Origin of the sequence: Pseudoalteromonas sp. MQS005, from assembly GCF_001661605.1 — a bacterium.
GTDB lineage: Bacteria > Pseudomonadota > Gammaproteobacteria > Enterobacterales > Alteromonadaceae > Pseudoalteromonas > Pseudoalteromonas tetraodonis.
The window spans coordinates 1-22,556 of sequence record NZ_LYRQ01000018.1 but is presented as its reverse complement, the minus strand read 5'-3'; the positions used below and the strand labels follow the sequence as shown (position 1 = coordinate 22,556).

Annotated in this window: 17 protein-coding genes; 6 read left to right on the top strand and 11 right to left on the bottom strand. The window is 40.7% G+C overall.

Features of this window, described 5'->3' with window-relative positions:
* Positions 1-51: 51 nt before the first annotated feature.
* A complete protein-coding gene (gene add / locus A9479_RS08265; RefSeq protein ID WP_024601988.1) occupies positions 52-1,053 on the top strand; it encodes an adenosine deaminase in 1,002 nt (333 codons plus the stop codon).
* Positions 1,054-1,099: 46 nt separating this feature from the next.
* Here add and A9479_RS08260 read toward each other — a convergent pair whose 3' ends face one another.
* From A9479_RS08260 to A9479_RS08240, 5 genes are all read right to left on the bottom strand, one after another.
* Positions 1,100-1,513, bottom strand: a complete 414-nt coding sequence (locus A9479_RS08260; protein ID WP_013463737.1) for a CBS domain-containing protein — start codon at positions 1,511-1,513, stop codon at positions 1,100-1,102.
* A gap of 171 nt (positions 1,514-1,684) precedes the next feature.
* On the bottom strand, positions 1,685-2,398 hold the full coding sequence (fre, locus tag A9479_RS08255; RefSeq protein WP_064663171.1) for an NAD(P)H-flavin reductase: 714 nt from the start codon (positions 2,396-2,398) through the stop codon (positions 1,685-1,687).
* A gap of 86 nt (positions 2,399-2,484) precedes the next feature.
* Positions 2,485-3,951, bottom strand: a complete 1,467-nt coding sequence (ubiD, locus tag A9479_RS08250; protein WP_013463739.1) for a 4-hydroxy-3-polyprenylbenzoate decarboxylase — start codon at positions 3,949-3,951, stop codon at positions 2,485-2,487.
* Between the two features lie 71 nt (positions 3,952-4,022).
* Positions 4,023-6,053 (bottom strand): methyl-accepting chemotaxis protein, encoded by a 2,031-nt coding sequence (locus tag A9479_RS08245; RefSeq protein WP_064663170.1) that lies wholly within the window; start codon positions 6,051-6,053, stop codon positions 4,023-4,025.
* Positions 6,054-6,120: 67 nt separating this feature from the next.
* The gene (locus A9479_RS08240) at positions 6,121-6,399 is read right to left on the bottom strand and encodes an MliC family protein (RefSeq protein WP_058153982.1); all 279 of its coding nucleotides are present in this window, start codon (positions 6,397-6,399) and stop codon (positions 6,121-6,123) included.
* 122 nt (positions 6,400-6,521) lie between these two features.
* Here A9479_RS08240 and A9479_RS08235 point away from each other — a divergent pair, with 122 nt between their 5' ends.
* Entirely contained in the window at positions 6,522-7,442 is a 921-nt protein-coding gene (locus A9479_RS08235; RefSeq protein ID WP_058153983.1) for a DUF808 domain-containing protein, read from the top strand.
* 15 nt (positions 7,443-7,457) lie between these two features.
* On the opposite strand, the gene A9479_RS08230 is transcribed toward A9479_RS08235, so the two are convergent.
* The 3 genes from A9479_RS08230 to A9479_RS08220 form a co-directional block, all read right to left on the bottom strand.
* On the bottom strand, positions 7,458-8,399 hold the full coding sequence (locus A9479_RS08230) for a tetratricopeptide repeat protein (RefSeq protein ID WP_013463743.1): 942 nt from the start codon (positions 8,397-8,399) through the stop codon (positions 7,458-7,460).
* Positions 8,400-8,485: 86 nt separating this feature from the next.
* Complete coding sequence (locus A9479_RS08225) at positions 8,486-9,889, bottom strand: M20/M25/M40 family metallo-hydrolase (protein ID WP_064663169.1); 1,404 nt, start codon at positions 9,887-9,889, stop codon at positions 8,486-8,488.
* A 156-nt stretch (positions 9,890-10,045) separates the two neighbouring features.
* Complete coding sequence (locus A9479_RS08220; RefSeq protein WP_064663168.1) at positions 10,046-12,121, bottom strand: TonB-dependent siderophore receptor; 2,076 nt, start codon at positions 12,119-12,121, stop codon at positions 10,046-10,048.
* Between the two features lie 194 nt (positions 12,122-12,315).
* On the opposite strand from A9479_RS08220, the gene dbpA reads away from it, so the two are divergent.
* On the top strand, positions 12,316-13,704 hold the full coding sequence (gene dbpA, locus A9479_RS08215; protein ID WP_064663167.1) for an ATP-dependent RNA helicase DbpA: 1,389 nt from the start codon (positions 12,316-12,318) through the stop codon (positions 13,702-13,704).
* A gap of 9 nt (positions 13,705-13,713) precedes the next feature.
* Here the strand turns inward: dbpA and A9479_RS08210 are convergent, their stop codons facing one another.
* On the bottom strand, positions 13,714-14,295 hold the full coding sequence (locus A9479_RS08210; protein WP_024601995.1) for a DNA-J related domain-containing protein: 582 nt from the start codon (positions 14,293-14,295) through the stop codon (positions 13,714-13,716).
* 263 nt (positions 14,296-14,558) lie between these two features.
* Here A9479_RS08210 and A9479_RS08205 point away from each other — a divergent pair, with 263 nt between their 5' ends.
* On the top strand, positions 14,559-17,288 hold the full coding sequence (locus tag A9479_RS08205) for a tetratricopeptide repeat protein (RefSeq protein ID WP_231893556.1): 2,730 nt from the start codon (positions 14,559-14,561) through the stop codon (positions 17,286-17,288).
* A 79-nt stretch (positions 17,289-17,367) separates the two neighbouring features.
* On the opposite strand, the gene rho is transcribed toward A9479_RS08205, so the two are convergent.
* Positions 17,368-18,627, bottom strand: coding sequence for a transcription termination factor Rho (gene rho / locus A9479_RS08200; RefSeq protein ID WP_013463749.1), 1,260 nt, complete (start codon positions 18,625-18,627; stop codon positions 17,368-17,370).
* 188 nt (positions 18,628-18,815) lie between these two features.
* Positions 18,816-19,142 carry a thioredoxin TrxA gene (gene trxA, locus A9479_RS08195; protein WP_013463750.1) on the bottom strand — a complete coding sequence of 109 codons (327 nt, stop codon included), beginning with the start codon at positions 19,140-19,142 and terminating at the stop codon, positions 18,816-18,818.
* Positions 19,143-19,233: 91 nt separating this feature from the next.
* Between trxA and rhlB the strand changes: the two genes are divergently transcribed.
* Both rhlB and gppA read left to right on the top strand, forming a co-directional pair.
* Entirely contained in the window at positions 19,234-20,511 is a 1,278-nt protein-coding gene (gene rhlB, locus A9479_RS08190) for an ATP-dependent RNA helicase RhlB (protein WP_010392673.1), read from the top strand.
* Positions 20,512-20,556: 45 nt separating this feature from the next.
* Positions 20,557-22,050, top strand: coding sequence for a guanosine-5'-triphosphate,3'-diphosphate diphosphatase (gene gppA, locus A9479_RS08185; RefSeq protein ID WP_064663166.1), 1,494 nt, complete (start codon positions 20,557-20,559; stop codon positions 22,048-22,050).
* The last annotated feature ends 506 nt before the right edge of the window (positions 22,051-22,556 follow it).

The window sequence follows — 22,556 nt, the reverse complement described above, 5'->3', positions numbered from 1 at the left end:
TACAGTACCTGCGTATCATTCGCGCAATTTTAATTCAACCGAGTAGCTACTATGATTAATAGAAAAATACCTTTGCTAGATATTCACCGTCACTTAGATGGGAATGTACGCGCGCAAACCATACTAGAACTTGGTCGTCAGTTTAATATAGCTTTACCAGCAGATAATGTTGAGGCACTTATTCCTCATGTTCAGGTTATTGATCCTGAGCCAAACCTAATGGCTTTTTTACAAAAGCTTGATTGGGGGGTCACGGTACTGGGTGATTACGATGCCTGTAGACGAATTGCAATAGAAAACATTGAAGATGCACAAGCGCAAGGCCTTGATTACGTAGAACTACGTTTTAGCCCTTACTACATGGCACAAAGCCAAGGTTTACATCCTCAGGGCGTTGTTGAAGCCGTGGTCGATGGTATTAAAAGTGCAACAAAAGATGCTGATATTAAAGCAAACTTAATTGGTATTTTATCTCGTACTTACGGTGTTAAAACCTGTCAACACGAGCTGGATGCTTTACTTGCTTTTAAAAATGATTTGGTCGCGGTTGATTTAGCCGGTGACGAAATTGGTTACCCTGGTGAACTGTTTGTTGATCACTTTAAACAAGTACGCGATGCATATTTAGCGGTTACCGTGCATGCTGGCGAAGCATTGGGTGCTGCCAGTATTTGGCAAGCATTAAACGAGCTTGGCGCAAGCAGAATAGGGCATGGCGTTAAAGCGATTGAAGACTCAACGCTAATGGATTATTTACGTGATAACCGTATTGGTATTGAATCGTGCTTAACCAGTAATATTCAAACCAGCACAGTGAATGATTTAACTAAGCATCCGCTTAAACAGTTTTTAGATCATGGCATTTTGGCCAGCATTAATACCGATGATCCGGCTGTTGAAGGGATTGAAATTGAGTACGAATACGCAACTGCAGCGCCACAAGCTGGTTTATCGCAAGCTGATATGGAAAAAGCGCAAGCCAATGCACTTGAAATTGCGTATTTAAGTGATGCAGATAAACAGGCACTCAAAACCAAAGTCGCACAGCGTTAATCACCCATACGATTAAAAATGCCACTGTTTACAGTGGCATTTTTGTTTATATGTGGGTTTGACAGCTAACGTAATTATCATAAAGTGCTTTTAAAATATCGGCACGGCTGATCATGCCAACTACAACGTCACCATCAACCACGGGATAATTCTTTGGCTTACCAGGTTGCATTTGTTCTGCTAATTCCATGATATTGGTATCACCGCTGACCGTCACAACTTCTGTTTGCATCAACTGCGACACTTTTACCATACCGTCACAAAAATAACTGCTTTGCATTAGCGGTTTTAGTAGCTCTTGCTCAGAGATAAAGCCGACTAAAAGCTTGTTATCATCAAATACTGGGGCACCAAGCAATTTAAATTTTTGTAGTTCTGCAATGGCGGTCGTCATTTCTGTATTAGGGGTGATATGAGGCAACTTGTGTTGCATAAAATCTTTTACTTTTGTATTTAGCATTTAGGTTTCTCCCGCTGAATGTTCTATACAAAGTATGGTTTATAGATTGGATTTTAGGAAATTGTTTATGTTGATGAGTTTAATAGGTAATAACAATCATCGCAGCGGTAATGGCGGGCAATAAAAACAATTAAGGCACCCTAAGGTGCCTTAAAAATGATGCATTTGCTGTTATTTTATAAAAGCAAATGCATCCGCGTACATGTTTTCGCGAATGGCACCGTGGCTAATAAAGTCATCGCGCACTATGCCTATCATGTCAAAACGACCTGCCATATAAATATCGTAAGGTTCAAGCGAGATGATATCGTCCATTACCGCTTTATGCACATAACCAGTATGGCCAGTCCAGCTGTCAGTAGGATTTTCTACCACAGGAATAAATTCGAAGTGCTTATGACTATCTGCCCAAGCTTTCATTTCGCTGTGTGCATACAGCGCAGACTCTTCTTTAACACCCCAATAAAATAGCACTGGGCGCTGACAATTTATTTCAGCAAGGTGATCGGCCATTGATTTTGCGTAAGAGAAGCCTGTGCCGCCAGCAAGTAAAATAATGGGGCGCTCGCACTGCAAACGTAGTTGAGAAACACCTAAGCCCGCTTCAATAGTCACTGTTTGATTATTATTGTGGGCACTACGAAGGTGCTCTAGCGATTGCATAGCATATGAGTCAGCAACTGAAGCACCAATATGTAATTCTATAGCATCCGTTTGTGAAGGACGGCTTGCAATTGAAAACGCACGTTTATCTTTTTCACCTAAAACCAATTGTAAATATTGGCCAGCTTCAAATGTGACGGGTTGCTGCGGCTTTAAAATAACTTTATGAACAAATTCTGTTAGTGGACTGATAGAAACAACGTCAGCGTGTAATGTTTGCATGTTTTACCTTAAATTAGCGGATACGCACTTTATTTGAGCAATAGTAGCATATCCGCAGGGTGAGTTTATAGCCTAGACCAAAGTCGTTAAAGAATACCTAGGCTATCCCAAAGTTCATCAACGCGATCTTTAGTGGCTTGATCCATAACAATAGGTTCGCCCCACTCACGGGTTGTTTCGCCAGGCCATTTGTTGGTTGCATCCATGCCCATTTTTGAACCAAGGCCAGAGACAGGCGATGCAAAGTCTAAATAGTCTATTGGCGTGTTTTCAATTAACGTGGTGTCGCGTGCAGGATCCATACGGGTGGTAATAGCCCATATTACATCGTTCCAATCTCGGGCGTTAATGTCATCATCGCAGACAATAACAAATTTAGTGTACATAAACTGTCTTAGGAATGACCAAACCCCCATCATTACGCGCTTGGCGTGCCCGGGGTATTGTTTTTTCATCGTAACCACGGCCATACGGTACGAGCAGCCCTCTGGCGGTAAATAAAAATCAACGATTTCTGGAAACTGTTTTTGTAAAATTGGCACAAATACTTCGTTTAAAGCCACCCCTAAAATAGCTGGCTCATCAGGCGGACGACCCGTAAAGGTACTGTGATAAATAGGGTCTTTACGATGAGTAATATGAGTGACTGTCATAACGGGAAAGTCATCGACTTCATTATAGTAACCCGTATGGTCGCCATAAGGGCCTTCAGGTGCCATTTCACCTGGCATAATATGCCCTTCAAGCACGATTTCTGCGCTGGCCGGTACTTGTAAATCATTCGAAATAGACTTAACCACTTCCGTTTTACTGCCACGCAATAAACCGGCAAAAGCATATTCGCTTAATGTATCGGGGACCGGAGTAACCGCCCCTAAAATTGTGGCAGGATCAGCCCCTAATGCCACTGATACCGGATACGGCTCACCAGGGTGTTCTTTGCACCACTCTTGAAAATCAAGCGCGCCACCACGATGAGATAACCAACGCATAATAATTTTATTTTTGCCAAGTAACTGCTGGCGATAAATCCCTAAATTTTGACGCTTTTTATAAGGCCCTTTGGTAACGGTTAAACCCCAAGTAATTAAAGGCGCAGCATCACCAGGCCAGCAATGCTGAATAGGAAGCTTGGTTAAATCAACATCGTCACCTTGTAAAATAACTTGTTGGCAAGGCGCTTTTTTTACTTCTTTGGCTGGCATATTAAGGACTTGCTTAAATACCGGAATTTGTCCAAGGGCTTCTTTAATGCCTTTTGGTGGCTCTGGCTCTTTTAAAAATGCCAATAACTTACCAACTTCACGTAATTCACTGACATCTTCTTGGCCCATGCCCATTGCTACACGCTTAGGTGTACCAAATAAGTTAGCTAGAACAGGCATGTCATACCCTTTCGGGTTTTCAAATAATAAAGCGGGGCCTTTAGCACGCAGTGTGCGATCGGCAATTTCGGTCATCTCAAGATACGGGTCGATTTCTTGGCTGATGCGTTTTAATTCGCCTCGTTTTTCAAGTAAATCGATAAAATCGCGTAGATCTTTGTATTTCATTGTGGGCCGTTACTTAGCAAAAAGTTAAAAGTATTATACCCAGTTCATGCAAGCCAAGTCATTACTTGCACTTAAAACTTAAAGCGCTCTACCGCACCTTTTAAAGAGTGTGCAAGTTGGTTAACATCTTCACTTTCGCTTGCTAGGGTCGTCGCATTGTCGGCATTTAAGGTGGCATGATCGGTTACCTTAGCCATTATTTGTTGGATATCAGTGCTGTTTGCAAGTTGTTCATGCGATGAATGGGCAATGTCTTTGCTCATTGCATTGACCGATACTAACGTGCTTTTGATACGCTCAACGGCTGCATTTAGTTCAGTACTATTTTCAACACAATGTTTGGCTTGTTGTTGACCATCATTTATTTCAGCTTGGGTAGTCTGAGTATGTTGTTGTAGTGTGTTGATCATGGTGGTTATTTCGCTAGTGGAGCTTTGTGTTCGTGCTGCAAGCGAACGCACTTCATCGGCCACTACGGCAAATCCTCGACCATGTTCACCGGCTCTTGCTGCTTCAATGGCCGCATTAAGCGCTAGCAAATTGGTTTGCTCTGCAATACTGCTAATCGTATCAACAATCGCGCCAATCAGTTGGGTGTATTGTGCAAGCTCCTCGGTGCTGCTGACGGCTTTATCTAAGCGGCTTAAAAGAGATTCAATACTTTGGCTATTGTTGTTTGCAATGTCATTGACATCATTTGCAAACTGCGAGGCATTCGTTATTTCATTTGAGGTACTCTGCGCTTGTTCGTAAACGGCTTGTGAGCTTTGTAGCATACGTTGCGCTAATGAGGTTGCTTGTGCGCTGCGTTCCAGCTGTTGCTTAGCAACGATGGTCATTTGTTGCCCTTTTTCACTGGTTTGAATGGCTGAATTATCGAGTTCGTAGGCGTCGTTACTGATCCCTTTTATTAGGTGAGTTAAATCATCACAAAGCTTATTGGTATTATGCAGCAGGGTACCAAATTCGTCTTTACTTAGAGGATTACTACGCTGTGAAAAGTCACCTGAGGCTATGCGTGCGAGTTCTTTATTCACCTTTTTAAGTGGTTTTAGCATGGCGTTAGTAGTAAACACTGAAATAATAACCAGCAAAACAATTAAAACAAAAGCAATAATAATAACTAAGCTAGAGCCGGTATTGATTGCTGACTTAGCGCTCTCTTGCAGGGAGTCAAAGCGCGTGTCTGCAAGTTTATTAAGCTCAATTAGCTGATTTTCTATAATGATAAAAGCATGTTGAAAACTTTCAAACCGCTGATCAACCTTGTCTTTGCTATTGAGTACAGTGTTCTGCAATGCATACAGCCCATCAGGATTATTTAATAGGCTGCTTAAATCGTTAAACGCCGCTATTAACTCATTGGCGTTGAGCTTATTTGCAATAGGAGAGGCTTGTTGCTCTAAATAACTAAGATTAGATTGAATATTATCGAGTAAAAAAGAAGTGTCCTGTTGGTGGGCATTGATATCTTCAGAGGTGGTTACTTGCCCGATGCCTTTGACATTATTGTTTAGAGTAAATAATAAATCATCAATTCGAGTCGCTGTGCCAAAGACTGCATTTAAAAGCGATTGCTGGTTGCCTGCTACGTTTATAAGCTCTATATCAAGTAATTGGTTACTCAGATCGCGAAGCTGTTCATTAAAGGTAACTGTCAGTGCTGCGGCGGTACTTTGCGCCTTAAAGCGTTGCTCTTTTGCTGCCAGCATGTCGTTGCTTATTGTATTTAGCTCAGTGAAGTCATTATGAATAGTAACAAGTAATGTTTGCATACTTTGTTGCTTGGCAACTTGCGCTTTTAGCGTCTCTAATTTATTAAAAAACTGTGTTTGCTCTGCGTGTGCTTGCTTTTTATTTTGCAGTAGTAAATCAAGTTTAGTTTGGCTGTAAGCAATGGCGTTAAATTTAGTAATTGAAAGTAGCGATAAACGCAGGTCTTTACTCGCTTGCTGTACCGGAACCGCTAGCGTTTCTATGCGCGAGTTAGTGGTACTGATTTGATGGAGTGACCAGTAAAAAAATATGCAGCTGGTAAGCATTAACAGGCCAATAGCTGAAAAGGCTAAAATTATTTTATGTTTTATAGCGATAGAATGCATAACTTTATCAACAATATTAAGACTTTTGTTAGTGTAGCAAGTTTTTTAATATGTTGTTAGTTAATGGTTAATTGCTTATGCATTGATATTTTTTACCGTCAATTATTAGCATAGCTTGCTCGCCCTTACTCCAAAACAGTACCTTGGTATTAATATATTTGCTACCAGAAGCACTCACCTCATGAGTTAATAAATAATCATGCTTATTAAAGCGGAGCGTCGCCTGTTTGTTGCTAATAATATCTAGCTGTGCAGCGGTGTTATCGCACATGTAGTTAGTTGTAATGGGTTGCTCATTGCATGCAACCAGCGCTATTAAAGCAATAGTAGTGGCGTAGTGTTTCATTAGGTTGTGTTTTACTTATTTAGTCGCTTGGTTAATTAAGAGCTTAGCAAAGCTAAATTAACCGTTGGTGAAAATAAGGCTTTACGTTATGTTTAAGCTCTTATTTTTAGCTAGGGAATATCATGGCTGGCACTAACCTCTTAACATTACTTGATGATATAACGACCTTACTTGATGATATTGCGACTATGAGCAAAGTTGCGACTAAAAAAACGGCAGGCGTACTAGGAGATGACTTGGCGCTCAATGCGCAGCAAGTTACAGGGGTCACTGCCGATAGAGAGCTGCCGGTAGTATGGGCGGTGGCAAAAGGGTCGTTTTTAAATAAAGCGATATTAGTCCCGGCTGCGTTATTAATTAGTGTGTGGTTGCCTTGGCTAATTACGCCACTTTTAATGATGGGTGGTTTATTTTTATGTTTTGAAGGCGCTGAAAAAGTATTTGCTCGCTTTTTACCTCACCATGAGGAAACGATAGATGATGATGAAAAGTTAGATTTAGTTGAATATGAAAGGCAAAAAGTAAAAGGTGCTATTCGTACTGACTTTATTCTGTCTGCTGAAATTATTGTAATTACCTTAGGGACTGTGGCTGGGGCTACGTTAATGAATCAAGCACTGGTGCTAAGTGTTATTGCTATCATCATGACAATTGGTGTTTATGGACTGGTAGCTGGAATTGTAAAACTTGATGATGCTGGATTGTATTTACTTAACCAATCAAAACTCTCTGCGAATAAATTTAAAGAATTACTGGGTAAAGGCCTACTTGCAGCAGCTCCCCGACTTATGCAGTTTTTAGCCTTTGCAGGTACAATCGCCATGTTTTTAGTGGGGGGTGGAATTTTAGTGCATGGTGTTGAGTTACTGCATCATACGCAGATTGATATCATACATTATGCCCAGTCAACTTTAGGTGGGGTAGGTGAGATGCTAGCCCCTTTAGTATTTGATGGCTTACTTGGTGTGGTTGCGGGTTTGGTTATTGTTATTATGCATGTAACCTATACTAAGCTCTTTAAAACCCATAGTAGCGCGGCGTAATCGCGCTACTTTACATTATTCACATTGTGCACTTTTACATAATTGCTCAAGCTCGTGTTTAGCTTTGCTATTACCTTGAGCAATGGCTTTTTTATACCAATAAATAGCTTGTGGGGCGTTTTTCTCTGTGCCTTGCCCGTCGCGATACATTTGCGCCAGATTTAGTTGCCCCCATTGAGAACCTGTTTGCGCTGCAAGAGTAAAGCTTTCTAGCGCTTCATCGTATTGCCCATCTTTGTGGTACATAATTCCTTGTTGATTATTTTTATCGAGCTTTACTCCTTTATATAAAGGTTTTGGCTGTGGCGGAAACATCACAAATCCACCATATAAACTATTTGCATAGGGGCGCAGTACGTCGAATATAATGTCATCCTTGTATAAGCGTTTTATTTCATTACGAGGCAGGGTGATGGTTTTAGACGAAAAGTAATCTCTTTGCACTAATAAACTGGCACGCATTGCTGTGGTTATAGCGCTGCTGCGCTTATAGCTGTAATTACTCACCTGAAACGTTATAAATTGCTGATCAAAGCTCAGCACTTGCGCTACTTTTAAATTAGTCAGTGTCCACGGTTCATGAGTGAATTTATCGGCCTTTACTAAATAGGTATCGTAGGCTTTGGGGTTGGTTAAATAACTTTGTTTTAGTGCCTCAGCATTAAGGTGTTTTTGGTAAAAAAATAACAATACCCACAGCAATAAAACTAACCCAATACAGTATTTGGGTAGGCTTAGCTTTTCGAACAGGGGTAACTTTTTAATGCTTGTAGGCTCACAATGTCCACATTGATAGCACTCGCGTTTATAGCTCAACTTTATCGGAACTATAGGAAGAATAGTAAAGCGCAAAAAGCGGCTTTGGTTAACTAAGTGATAGCTGTTACTTTTGCAATTAGGGCAGCACTGTACTTGTGTAAAATGAGGAAAAGACTGACTGGTATTGAAAAGCAGCATGAAAATACGCTCCCTGTTTTAATTCTCTTTAAGTTAAAACAATGAGCGTATTAGTTAAAGCAGCAAACTGTAAGTAATTATGTCTGTTACTCTTTAGTGCGTGCTTTTGGTTTAATGGTCGTTTTAGCGTCGGCGGCCATTAACGCAAATACAGCATAAGCAGCGGTGTTTTGACGAAGTTTAGCGGGGGTTACTTTATCAAGGGTGTCATCCGCTGTATGGTGGTAATCAAAGTAGTCAGTACCATCTTGTGCCAGTTCAAAAATAGGTGCAGAAACTGCATTTTTAAATGGGATGAGATCGGGTCCGCCTTTAGCTTCATTTTGGCCAATGTATTCAATATTTAATGGCGCAAGTTCTTTGGCAATCGCGCGCACTACTGGCAGTGAAGCTGCGTTTACATTTGATTCAAAGCCATAAACTACATCAGCACCAAAGTCAGACTCTGCAGCAGCCACAATGTTATTAAGCTCATTTTTATGCTTTGCAAAATACGCTTTTGCGCCCCAAAGGCCGAGTTCTTCAGCTGCAAAAAGCACAACGCGAATACTGCGCTTAGGACGTTTTACATCACTAATATGCTTTGCTGCTGCCATGGTTAAGGCAACGCCAGCGCCATCATCCAGAGCGCCAGTACCTAAATCCCACGAATCTAAGTGTCCACCAATAAGTACATATTGCTCAGGGTTTTCAGTACCATTAAATTGGCCAATGACGTTATAACCAGTGCCCTCGCCTAGGTTTTCGGTTTGTACATTAATATTAACCGACACGTCTTTGTTTAATGCGACTAATCGTGCTATTTGGTCAGCATCAGGATTGGCAATAGTCACGTTAGGTATTTTAGTTACCCCTTCTTTATAATAGCTACCGCCGGTATGTGCAAAGCGATGGTGGCCAGTGCTAACTGAGCGCATCATATAGGCAACGGCGCCTTTTTTAGCCGCTTCAATTGCTCCGGTAGCACGGGCTTTTACCGCGGGGCCATAACCATTGCCGTCAATATCACGGTTCATACGGTAATTAATATAAGCAATTTTACCTTTTAAGCTATTCGCCGGTGCAGCTTTTAATTCGTCAAGGGTTTCGAATAAGACGACAGGTGCGCTGATCCCCTCTTTGGGTGTACTAATGCTGTTACCCAGTGCTGTTAAATGCAGAGGTTGCTCGCTTGGAGTGAGTATTTTTCCGCTTTCGCTATAGCGACGCCATTCAGGGAAGGTTACTTCTTCTAACCAGACTTTATCAAAGCCCAATTCATCAAACTTTGCTTTTGCCCAAGCAACGGCTTTCTTATCGTTTTCGGTGCCTGGTAGGCGCGGGCCTATTTCAGTGGTGAGTGATTCTAGTAATTGATAGCTTAAATCACTTTTAAGGGCGGTGGTGCGCACCTCATCTACTTGTTGTAGCTGTTTTGCAGTGAATTCACTGTTGTTGGCGCTTACCGTCATGCTGGTGGTAAATAGGAGTGCTGTGAGCAATTGTTTCATATTCAGAGAGCCTTTGTAATGATTAACACCATTAAAGCATGTAACAAAGAGGATAAAAAATAGATGAGATGAGTAGGCTATTCAGTGGGTTCAAAAGTCAGTTCAAAAAAAGCCCACCTCAAATTGAGGTGGGCTATGGGTTTTTAAAGTTTGTATTTAAAAGCTAAATTGCGCTGCTAAACGCACGCTTGTGCCTTCACCTACCGTCACGTTATTTAATCCACCACCGGCTAGGTAGTTTTTATCGAATAAGTTTTCAATGTTTAAACGCAGGTTAATATCTGTATTACTTACCTTAAGTGCGTAGGTTGCGCCAACATCAACACGGGTATATCCCTGTTTTGTTACTGTATTGGCATTATCGGCAAAACGTTCGCCTTCATAAAAAGCGCCGGCATTAAAAGCAATGGCGTCGTTGAGTTCATAACGGGTCCAAAGTGAGGCAGACCACTTTGGTGCATCGGTTGGGCGCTTACCTTCTAATTCTTCATCTCGTTCATAGTTAGCATCTAAATACATGGTTGATGCCATAACAAATAAACGATCGGTAGCAGCACCTTGTGCAGAAAGTTCAAAGCCTTTATGGCGTTGTTCACCTGCTTGCGTGGTTATGCTGGTTATATCACCAATAGGGTTAATCAGATTTTCGCTCACTAAGGTGCCTGTTTTACTAATATCAAATAGGGCGCCGCTGAGCATTAATCGATCATCAAACAGTTGCCATTTAACCCCAACTTCTCGTTGCTCAGAGGTAATGGCATCGAGTTTCATGCCATTATTAACATCATTTTCATTTTCTAATGTTTCGTTTTGCGGCTCAAATCCTTCCGAGTAACTTGCGTATACGGTTGCTGATGCATTTGGATGGTAAAGTACGCCGACCTTAGGTACGAACGATTCGTTATTGCTGTTTTCTTTACTTTGTTTATCGTAACGACCACCCAGTGATAGTTGCCATTTAGGCGAGAACGAAATCAAATCTTGGATATAAATCCCGTAGTAATCGTAGGCAGATGAGCTAACAGTATCATCTGATTTGTAACTTATATTAGGGCGATTAGGCTCATTTTGACCGGCAGAAAAATTAATTGCATCAGCAGAGGTTCGTAATTGGCCGTAGTAATAATCTAGTGAATTAGCGCCTATTAATAATTGATGATGCACACCCACGGTTTCAAATTCGCCAATAAAGTCGATAAAAGCAGTTTTAAACTGCCAATCATCAAAGCGATCGTAAGGGCGTGACTGATAACTATCGCCTTCGATAAAGTCACTTGGCTTACGTGGTGCTGACTCAAAACGCTGGCGCTCAAATGTTTGTTCATTGTAGCCAAGTTTTACTTGCCAGTTATCGGCTAAAAATACATTAAAATCAATGCCCATGTTTTCAACGGTGATGTCGGTAAATGCCCAAGACATGTCACGAATTGTTTTATCGTTACCAATGATATTAGCATCATTATCGATCCAAGCCCCCGTATCTAGACCTGCTTCGTCATCGGTACGGTCATAGTGAACACGTACTAAGGCATTATCGCTAATATCGTAATCAACCACTAATGCACCTAAAAAACGATCGCGTTCGCGGTTATCACCGTTTTGATACTCACGCCAGTATTCAACGTCTTGTTTTACTAATACGCCACGGGCACGTAAATCTTCAGCTTCAGTCAATGCGCCGCCAGCATCAAGCATAAAGCGAGTTGAGCCATGTTGATCGACATCGGCACTGGCATTAAATAACGTTTGTGCGGTTGGCTTTTTAGTCACCATATTTACTAAGCCGCCAGGGCCCGATTGGCCGTACAAAATACTCGATGGTCCTTTAATTACTTCAACTTGCTCTAAAATTTCAATAGGTTGTTGATAGTGCGACCAATGCTGGTGGCCATCACGCAGGTAGCCGGTTGATGAACTTAACTCAAAACCACGTAAGTTAAATACTTCACGATTACGTTGCTTAGATCCTGGCGTTAAACTCGCATCGTTACTTAGTACTTCACCTAAGGTGGTTGCTAGTTGCTCATTTACAATTGTATCTGTAATAACAGTGACTGATTGTGCGGTATCGAGTAATGAGGTTGAGGTTCTCATTGCCCCACTGGCATTATCTACTTTGTAGTCGTTGAAGTAACTGCCTTTTACTTCAATGCGCTCTATATTTGCGGTGTTAGCAAATACATTTGCAGAGGTACTGGCTAAAAGTGCGATAAAAAGTGGGTTAAGTTTCATTAGTAGCTTCCGGCTTAGAGTTATTAGAATAGTAAAACGCCGCAGATCTTAATGAAAATAACTATCATTTGCAATATCTTTATTTGCACTTTTTATCGTGCGTTGTTAATGGTTGCTAATTGTTAAATCTGCTATTATTAGCCGCATATTTATTGAGACTTTTCTCAAGTTATTTTTTTGCTATGGAATTTACTGTGACTGCAACTGCTTTTTCATCGTTGGCCTTACCTTCTGGGTTAGTTGATAATTTATCAACACTCGGCTACACCCAAATGACTCCTGTACAGGCACAAAGCCTGCCTCCTGTTTTAAGTGGTAAAGATATTATTGCCCAAGCTAAAACAGGCTCAGGTAAAACAGCGGCATTTAGTCTAGGCGTTTTAGCCAAGCTGAATGTTAAACGCTTTCGTATTCAGTCGTTAGTGCTGTGCCCAACCCGTGAGCTTGCAGAGCAGGTAGCGGTTGAAATGCGTAAATTAGCACGCGGTATTCATAATATTAAAATTTTAACTTTGTGTGGCGGGGTATCAATTGGTCCTCAAATTGGCTCACTTGAACATGGTGCGCATATTATTGTAGGTACACCAGGGCGAGTTGACGACCATATTCGTAAAGGTACATTGCGCTTAGATGATGTTGAAACGCTGGTACTTGATGAAGCCGACCAAATGCTTGATATGGGTTTTCAAGACACCCTCGATGCCATAATTGAGTGTATTCCAACAAATCGTCAAACATTGTTATTTAGCGCGACTTTTCCAAAATCAATCGAAGCCATTGCAAAGCGTGTTCTGAGCAACCCTGAAATGATTAAAGTAGAAGAGCAGCAAGAAAAAAGCACTATCAAGCAATACTTCTATAAAATGGATAATAATAAGCAACGTTATCCAACCCTTAAATTACTATTACTTAAATTTACCCCACAAAGTTGTGTGGTGTTTTGTAATACCAAGGTAGAAACACAGCAAGTATGTGATGATTTAGCCGATGAAGGCTTCAGCGCCGTTGCATTGCATGGCGATTTAGAGCAGCGTGACCGTGAGCGTACACTGATTCATTTTACCAATAAGAGTGCGTCTATTTTAGTGGCAACCGATGTAGCAGCACGCGGCTTAGATATTGATGATATGGACATGGTAATTAACTATCACTTAGCGCATGATCCACAAACGCATGTTCACCGTGTAGGGCGTACCGGGCGAGCGGGCAAAAAAGGCATTGCGTGTTCTATTTACGGTGATGCTGAGCAATTTAAAGTAGCGCAAATTGGTGACCACTATGAGCGTGATTTTACCCCTGAGCCAATGCCATCTTATAACCTATTAGATAAGCCTCCATACAAACCTGAAATGGTGACTTTGATGATTGATGCAGGCAAAAAACAAAAAGTGCGTGCCGGCGATATTTTAGGCGCATTAACAGGTAAAGATGGTATAGCAGGGCGCCAAGTGGGTAAAATTAATGTACTTGATAACGTGGCTTTTGTCGCGGTAGAGCGTAACTCATCTAAACCCGCGTTACGTAAATTAACCGAAGGCAATATTAAAGGGCGTAAAATCCGTGCTCGTCGCCTGACGCGCTAGTTTTACGTTTTAAGATGAGCAGCTCGCCTTGAGTTGCTCATATTCCATTTTTAATTGTTTAAACACTTCATTATCACCCCCTTGTTTGTCTGGATGATGCTGAACGGCTAGTTGTCGCCAACGCTTTTGTAATGTTTTTAAGGTAATTGGTTGTACTAATTGCCAGCGAGCGATTAATTGCTGATGTTGCTGAGCACTTAAAGGCGCTTCATGTTGTTTAGGCTTACTGAAACGTTGCCAAAAGCTATCTAATAATGCGTTAATTTCTGCTGTTGATGTTTCAAAGTTTTGCCAGTTTAAGTAGTAGTCACGCAGCGGATCGTTTGGGTGAAGTTGGTTTTGGCGAGGGTCGCTTACCAGCTCAATATGTAAACTTTTAATCAGTAGCTGCTGTTTTGGCATAACTTGCTGCTGTAACTGATAAAGTGCATTCATAATTAAAAAATTACGTTTAAATAAATCACGCCCAGGATCAGCGGCTAAGGTATCAAGTAACCCACGTTCTTTTAGTTCCGATGCTAAAGTATGAACCATCCACACTTTATTATTGATTAATAGTTCAAAAATCTCATCTATCAGTGGGTTAAGCATTGTTTACAATCTATTAATTGGTGTATCTTGAACAAATTATCATACACCTAAGTAACATTAAACCCCAAGGAGTGGGCGTGAATGCCTGTTTTATATTGGTCTAAATTAGATGTTTACATATTGTTTGGGTGTCATTTTATTATGGCTAGCAAGGATTAAAGGATATTTTTATGCTGACTCGGTTAAAGCGCATCTGCTTAATTGGTCTTTTGGTTGTACTGAGTGGTGCATCAAACGACGCTTTATCCAATGAGTAGACAAGTTTGTTTGAGCAGTTCGATCTTGAGCAAACATGGACTAAAAAGCACCGCCTTGCAACAGACATATTAGCTAACCCTGATCTTCCAAATTTACAACGCGTGACCATTTACAGTGACTTAGCGGAGCTGGCGTTTACACAGAGTGATTTAGCTAATGCACTAAAGTATTTTAAATTACTAGAGGCGAATAGCACCCTCAAAGAACAGCCAAAACTTTATTTTCGTGCAATTAAAATGCAAGGCGTGGTGCTTTATTATCAAGGGTTAGTGCAACAAGCGGTCGTTGATTATAATCGCGCGTTAAACATTGCCATTACCCTTAAAAGCCCGATTAAACAGGCTAACTTACTCAGTAATATTGGGCTCGCTTACTTTGATATGTATAACATGGAGCTAGCCCTCGATTATTATCAGCAAGCCAAAGTCATTTATGAAAAAGAGGGGAGCGCACAAGATAAAGCCGATATATTACATAATATCGCCGGTATTTATATTCGTCTCTCTCGGTATGAGTCCGCGCTTGAGATGTATCGTGAGGTTTTAAAAGTTTTTCAAGAGCTTGGTGATGACGATGGCGTTGCACAGGTATACGGTAACATGGGTGTGGCGTACACTGAATCGAGGCAGTACCAGTTAGCGTTGCATTACAACCAATTAGCTTTGCGCTACTATCAAAGTGTTAATAACGCCTTTCAGCTTTCGACTAAGCACACCAATTTAGCCACAATTAATCTTAAATTAAATAAATTTGATGTCGCGTTATATCATGCTAATGCAGGGCAACAGTTTGCACTTGAGGCTGATAATAAGTCGTTACTAGCGGCTGCCTTACACGTGTTATCGACTGTTCAATTTGTGCAAGGCGATACAGAAAATGCCAAAGAAACCTCAGAGCGTTCAATTACGCTTGCCAAAGAGTATAATAATGGCATGCGCATAAAAGACGGTTTGGGGGTTGAGGCGCTGATCCATGCTAGCTTAGGGGATTATGAAAAAGCGTTAAATTTGCATCAACAGTATGTTGATTATCAGCGCAGTGTTAATACCGAAGAAGCCTCAAAAGCGGTCAGTCAATTTCAAATTCAGTTTGAATCAAATCAGCTAAACCAAGAAATTAAACAATTAAAACAGCAACAATACTTACAAGAATTACAAATAGCTAAACGTTCACAGCTGACATTCTTATTAGTGATTGTTGCCATATTGATTTTAATTACAGTAATTGCTGTTTATAAACGCCGGACAGAAAAACAAGCGAAGTTAAAGCTGAGCGAGCAAGTTGAACAGCGCACCAAAGAGCTGCAAAGTGTGGCGCAAGAACTGCGTGAAGCTAACGAGGTTAAAAGCCAGTTTTTAGCGAATATAAGCCATGAAATTAGAACGCCATTAACCGCTATTTTGGCGCAAACAGATGATCTTATTAGTGGTCAGTATAAGGCTGAGCAATTACAAGATGAGCTTAGGGTAATACAACGACAAAGTGAGCATTTAAGAAGCCTGATTAATGATGTGCTTGATTTAAGTAAAATCGAAGCAAACAGGCTAGAACTTAACATTAGCTGTTTTGATATGGTGCAATTGATCAACGATGTTCATGCTATGTTTTCTCCACAAACTAAAGCGAAAGGCTTGTCACTGATATTAGAGAGTCAGTTAGGTGATACCTATTTTACGCGGCTAGATTTAACTCGAGTAAAACAAATACTTATTAATTTATGCGCCAATGCCATTAAGTTTACTCATAAGGGGCACGTAACAATTGCTGTTAGCAAAACGGATCAAGGGCTGCTCTTTTGTATTCAAGATACCGGAATTGGCATGAGCTCCTCACAGCTTAAGCTTATTTTTGAATGCTTTAGCCAAGCAGATAACAGCATTAGCCGACGTTTTGGCGGTACTGGTTTGGGCTTGAGTTTGTCGCAGCAGTTAGCAGCTATGATGGGTGGCTATATTAGCGTGCAGAGTGAGTTTAAAAAGGGCAGTGAGTTTTCGTTCTATTTGCCTTGTATACAAGTTGAAGAGCAAGTTTGCCACGATGATATGCAAGCTAAATCGGCTGCAGGGCATAGGTTGTTATCGGGTAAGGTGGTGCTTGCTGAGGATCACAGTGATAACCGCAAACTGATCAGTCGTTATTTACACTCCCTAGGACTTGAAGTGATTGCCGTTGAAAATGGTGAGCAAGCCGTAGAGCAAAGTTTAAAGTTGTATCCGGATTTGGTGCTGTTAGATATTCAAATGCCCGTTATGGATGGTATTTCTGCGTTTGAACTACTCAAACAATGTGGTTATGAGCAGCCTATTTTAGCGTTAACGGCCAATGCCATGAGCCACGAGATTGACCACTACTTATCACTTGGTTTTAGCGATTATTTAGCAAAACCAATAGACAAAGAATCTTTTTACACTGTTTTAGCTAAATACTTAAGCTCAGCAAATGAGGATTCATCGACAGAAAGTATTCATGTAGATATGAGTGATTTAGTAGTGAGTTTTAAACAAAGCCTGATTACAGAAAGTGAGCTAATTGAACAGCATTTTAAAGTTGGAGATTATAAATCGCTGCAAAAAGATAGCCACCGAGTTTTAGGTGCGGCACAAATGTTTGAGTTTAAAGAAATAGCATTAGTGGCAAAAGCACTAGATGATGAATTACTTCAGTCACAAATTAACACTCAAAAGTTAACAACATTAGTAAATGACTTGCTGGTACTGCTTAAGCAATACGGATAAGCTGATTTACTCTAAAAATAAAAAAGACACCATCTGGTGTCTTCTTTATTTAAAAACGTTTATTTAACCAGCGTTCAGATTACTGACGTTTCATCGAATCAAAAAACTCATCGTTGGTTTTACTCATTGATAGTTTATCGATTAAAAATTCCATGGCATCAATTTCTGACATGTCATGGACTATCTTACGTAAAATCCACAGCTTTTGGAGCTCATCAGGCTTAGTAAGTAATTCTTCACGACGCGTACCAGAACGGTTAAAGTCGATAGCTGGGAATACACGTTTTTCCGCAATTTTACGGTTAAGGTGTAGTTCCATGTTGCCCGTACCCTTAAACTCTTCGTAGATAACTTCATCCATTTTAGAGCCGGTATCAATAAGCGCAGTCGCAATAATTGTTAAACTACCGCCTTCTTCAACGTTACGTGCAGCACCAAAGAAACGTTTAGGCTTATGTAATGCATTAGCATCTACACCACCGGTCAATACTTTACCTGATGATGGAATAACGGTGTTGTAAGCACGTGCTAAACGTGTGATTGAATCAAGTAAAATCACCACGTCTTTTTTGTGCTCAACTAAGCGCTTTGCTTTTTCAATAACCATTTCAGCAACCTGTACATGGCGAGATGCTGGTTCATCGAATGTTGATGCAATAACTTCACCTTTTACTAGGCGTTGCATCTCAGTCACTTCTTCCGGACGTTCATCAATAAGTAAAACCATTAATGTAACATCAGGGTGGTTATGTGTGATTGATTGCGCAATATTTTGTAGCAACATGGTTTTACCCGCTTTTGGCGGTGCTACTAATAAACCACGTTGGCCGCGGCCAATGGGTGACGCTAAATCAAGAACTCGTGCGGTAATATCTTCTTTACTGCCGTTACCACGTTCCATACGAAAACGTTCGTTTGCATGTAGTGGTGTCAGGTTTTCAAAAAGGATTTTAGTGCGAGAGTTTTCAGGTTTATCAAAATTAACTTCGTTTACTTTAAGTAAAGCAAAGTAACGCTCACCATCTTTTGGCGGACGAATAAGACCTGAAATAGAGTCGCCAGTACGCATACTAAAACGGCGAATTTGGCTTGGAGATACATAAATATCATCTGGGCCAGCTAAGTAAGAAGCTTCTGATGATCTTAAAAAGCCAAAACCATCTTGCAAAATTTCTAATACACCACCGCCGAAGATATTCTCTCCGCCTTTGGCGTGGGATTTAAGAATAGCAAAAATAATGTCTTGCTTTCTTAAGCGGGCTACGTTTTCGAGCCCCATGGACTCAGCTAAGTTTACAAGCTCTTTTATAGACTTGTCTTTTAATTCGCGTAAATGCATATTGGTGGGTTCTTTATTACAGTTGTCATACTCAAAATCGCTTTATTAGATCGTTGAGTGAGGTTTGTTGAATATAACTAAGGATTAGTTGGCTTTATAAACTAGCAGGTCATTACTGCAGCGTCCAGTACTTCTGTAAAATAAATAATAAAAAAAGGGCTGAGCGCCCTTTTTTTATAAATTTACACTTAGATGTTGTTTTCTAAAAACTCAACTAATTGTGTTTTTGATAGTGCGCCTACTTTAGTTGCAGCCACTTGACCATCTTTGAAAAGTAGTAGTGTAGGAATACCACGAATACCAAATTTAGGTGGAGTACCTGCGTTTTGGTCAATGTTTAATTTAGTAATCGTTACACGGCCATCAAATTCCTCAGCAACTTCGCTTAGAATTGGGGCGATCATTTTACACGGTCCGCACCATTCAGCCCAAAAGTCTACTAGTACAGGTTTGTCTGATTGTAATACGTCAGCTTCAAAGCTATCGTCGGTAATTTGGATTATTTTCTCGCTCATTGCGCTCTCCGGTTTAGTTAGGCGAAATATTTAGTGCGTATTTAAACACTCTTGTTTCTTATTGCAAGTTTAAACGTTATGCTTAAACGCTATGACTAAGACACATTTGACCGATAAAAAGTTTTCAGACTTTGCTATTGCACCGGAAGTGGTTGCCGGGTTAACCGAAAGTGGGTTTGAATATTGCACACCCATTCAAGCTAAATGCCTACCGTTTATTTGTGAAGGGCGCGATATTGCGGGCCAAGCACAAACAGGTACAGGCAAAACGTTGGCGTTTTTAACCGCCACATGCCATCGGTTATTACAATCTAGCAAAGCACCTAGTAAACATCCAAGAGCCCTGATCATGGCCCCAACTCGGGAGCTTGCGATTCAGATACACAAAGATGCAAAAATTTTAGCGCCGCACTGTAATCTTAACTTAGGTTTAGTATATGGTGGCGAAGATTACGAAAAACAACGTGCACAACTAGAAAAAGGCGTTGATATTTTAATTGGTACTACAGGTCGCCTAATAGATCTGTACAAGCAAGGCTGTTACACCCTTAATGAAATTGAGGTAGTCGTGCTAGATGAAGCCGATCGTATGTTCGATTTAGGCTTTATTAAAGATATCCGTTATATGTTCCGTCGTATGCCGGATACATCAGAGCGTTTAAACTTATTATTCTCTGCCACACTGTCGTATCGTGTACAAGAGCTTGCATTTGAACACATGACAAACCCAGAGCATGTGCAAATAGAACCCGATGTAAAAACGGGTAAACGTATTCAAGAAGAGCTATTTCATCCTTCACAAGAAGATAAAATTAAGCTGTTGTTAACCTTGATTGAAGAAGAATGGCCTGAGAAAGCCATTGTTTTTGCAAATACCAAACACAGCTGTGAAACTGTGTATGCATGGTTAAAAGCAGATGGACATCGAGTGGGTATGCTCACCGGTGATGTAAACCAAAAGAAACGTCAATCAATACTCGCGCAATTTAGTAAAGGCGAGCTAGACTTTTTAGTGGCTACCGACGTTGCTGCGCGTGGTTTACATATTCCAGAAGTAAGTCATGTATTTAACTTTGACTTACCTGATGATTGCGAAGATTACGTTCACCGTATTGGTCGTACAGCTCGTGCAGGCGCTTCGGGTCATGCAATTAGCTTTGCGTGTGAGCAGTATGCTTATAACCTTCATGAAATTGAAGAGTACATCGAGCACAGCATCCCTTTATCGCATTACGATAAAAGTGCATTGCTAGATGATTTGACTAAGCCGACTATTCACAGAAAACGTAATTTTTCTACCGGTCCACGTAATCGTAGTAATAACAACGGACGTCGCCCAAATAATGGTTACCAAAAAGGACGGTCTTAACCGACCGTTAGTTTGATAGTATTCGTAACTAGAGGTTTTTGAACGGTGGGGCAACTTAAACCGCAAAAAAATGTATATGCAGTCATTGATTTGGGCTCAAATAGCTTTCATATGCTTATTGCCAAATCAGTGGCGGGTGGCTTGCAAACAATAGGTCGCGTCAAACGCAAAGTAAGACTCGCCGCTGGGCTTGATGATAATAATCTATTGAGCTTAGAGGCTATGCAACGAGGCTGGGAGTGTTTGGCCTTGTTTGCGGAACGTTTGCAAGATATTCCCAAGAAAAACATCACCATTGTTGCCACTGCAACACTTCGTTTAGCAACCAACGCCGACGACTTTAAATTACGTGCTGAAAAAATATTAGGCCATAAAGTTAATGTTATTAGTGGTGAGCTAGAAGCGCGAACTATTTACAAAGGAGTTGCGCACACTTCTTCATGTGCGGGCAAACAGCTAGTTATTGATATTGGTGGTGCGAGTACTGAAGTGGTGATCGGCCAAGGCTTTGAAGCACGTCACTATAAAAGTCTTAATATAGGGTGTGTTACTTACCTTGAACGCTACTTTAAAGATTGCCAGTTAAATGAAGCAAACTTTAATACTGCTATTAAAGCCGCGCGTACTGTTATTGATGAAATAGCGCCTGAGTATAAAACGGCTGGTTGGCAACTTGCCTCTGGTGCGTCAGGGACCGTACAAGCTATTCAAGAAATCATGGTGGCACAAAATTTAAATGAAATGCTCACCCTTGAAAAGCTATACACCATTAAGCAACAATCTATTGCTTATGAGACTATAGCTGAACTCGACTTGCCAGGGTTAAGTGAAGAGCGACGTTTAGTGTTTGTATCTGGGCTGGCTATCTTAATTGCACTGTTTGAGTCACTAGAAATAGAACAAATGGGATTGGCGGGTGGCGCGCTTCGTGAAGGTGTTTTATATAGCATGCTACCGGAACTGCATAATAACGACATTCGTAAACGTACTATTGATGGTTTTATGAATCGTTATCATGTGGATCAAAAGCAAGCATCGCGAGTATCCGGCTTAGCTTTACAATTAGCTAGCGAGGTTAATCACTATTGGCCGATAGAAGCATTAAGTGGATTACCGCTTTTAAATGCCGTGGCGCAACTTCATGAGATTGGTTTATTAATAGAGTACAAGCAATACCACAAACATACCGCTTACATTTTAGAAAATACCGATATGCCAGGTTTTTCGCAATCAGAACACAAAGTGATCGTTGCGATTGCCAACAGCCATCGTTCAGACCTTCAAAAAGGATGTTTAGATCATTTAGGTGCGCACAGTAACGTTGCAACGTATATCGTTCGACTATTACGTGTTGCCGTTATTTTATCTATGCGCCGCCAAGATGATGTCTTGCCCAACTTTAAGATAACAGCTGAAAATGAAGAGTTAGCTATTCAATTTGAAAACGATTGGTTAAAAAACCACCCATTAATGGCAAGTGAGCTAAATCAAGAGATTAAGTATCAGAAAAAATGTGGTTGGAAACTTAAAGTAAACTAGTTAAACCGCTCTTTACCACAGTTTTTAGTGGTTAAAATGAGCGTTTAGTTGTAATTTTGTTCGAACAGTCATTTATTTCAAGTTTTCTTCAAAAAAGGGTTGATCTGTTTTCGGATCTCCCTATAATGCGACCCCACTGAGACGGGGAACGCCAACGCATAGCGAGGCACGAGCTACTCAGTGAGTTGAGTAAAACTTAGTTTCGAAAACTTTCAAGTTTAACAAAATTAAGTGTTGACAAAAAAATAGGAAAGCGTAGTATGCGCAGCCCTAGCGAGATAAAGTTTAACGCTTTAATCGCAACGTTCTTTAACAATATAAAGCAATCATCTGTGTGGGCACTCGTACAGATTGAGTTCTAACAGCCAAGCTTAGTTTACTAAGTGAGGCAAACAAATTTAGAGTCTCAATGTGATTTCTCGAAAGAGAAGCTGAGTGACCAACAGCAATAACTACTTAGGTAGGAATTGCAGCACAGTCAATTCAATATCGAAAGATATTAAATA

Coding starts and splice junctions, on each gene's coding strand:
- add (WP_024601988.1), top strand. CDS start 52: ATGATTAATAGAAAAATACCTTTGCTAGATATTCACCGTCACTTAGAT.
- A9479_RS08260 (WP_013463737.1), bottom strand. CDS start 1,513: ATGCTAAATACAAAAGTAAAAGATTTTATGCAACACAAGTTGCCTCAT.
- fre (WP_064663171.1), bottom strand. CDS start 2,398: ATGCAAACATTACACGCTGACGTTGTTTCTATCAGTCCACTAACAGAA.
- ubiD (WP_013463739.1), bottom strand. CDS start 3,951: ATGAAATACAAAGATCTACGCGATTTTATCGATTTACTTGAAAAACGA.
- A9479_RS08245 (WP_064663170.1), bottom strand. CDS start 6,053: ATGCATTCTATCGCTATAAAACATAAAATAATTTTAGCCTTTTCAGCT.
- A9479_RS08240 (WP_058153982.1), bottom strand. CDS start 6,399: ATGAAACACTACGCCACTACTATTGCTTTAATAGCGCTGGTTGCATGC.
- A9479_RS08235 (WP_058153983.1), top strand. CDS start 6,522: ATGGCTGGCACTAACCTCTTAACATTACTTGATGATATAACGACCTTA.
- A9479_RS08230 (WP_013463743.1), bottom strand. CDS start 8,399: ATGCTGCTTTTCAATACCAGTCAGTCTTTTCCTCATTTTACACAAGTA.
- A9479_RS08225 (WP_064663169.1), bottom strand. CDS start 9,889: ATGAAACAATTGCTCACAGCACTCCTATTTACCACCAGCATGACGGTA.
- A9479_RS08220 (WP_064663168.1), bottom strand. CDS start 12,121: ATGAAACTTAACCCACTTTTTATCGCACTTTTAGCCAGTACCTCTGCA.
- A9479_RS08210 (WP_024601995.1), bottom strand. CDS start 14,295: ATGCTTAACCCACTGATAGATGAGATTTTTGAACTATTAATCAATAAT.
- rho (WP_013463749.1), bottom strand. CDS start 18,627: ATGCATTTACGCGAATTAAAAGACAAGTCTATAAAAGAGCTTGTAAAC.
- trxA (WP_013463750.1), bottom strand. CDS start 19,142: ATGAGCGAGAAAATAATCCAAATTACCGACGATAGCTTTGAAGCTGAC.
- rhlB (WP_010392673.1), top strand. CDS start 19,234: ATGACTAAGACACATTTGACCGATAAAAAGTTTTCAGACTTTGCTATT.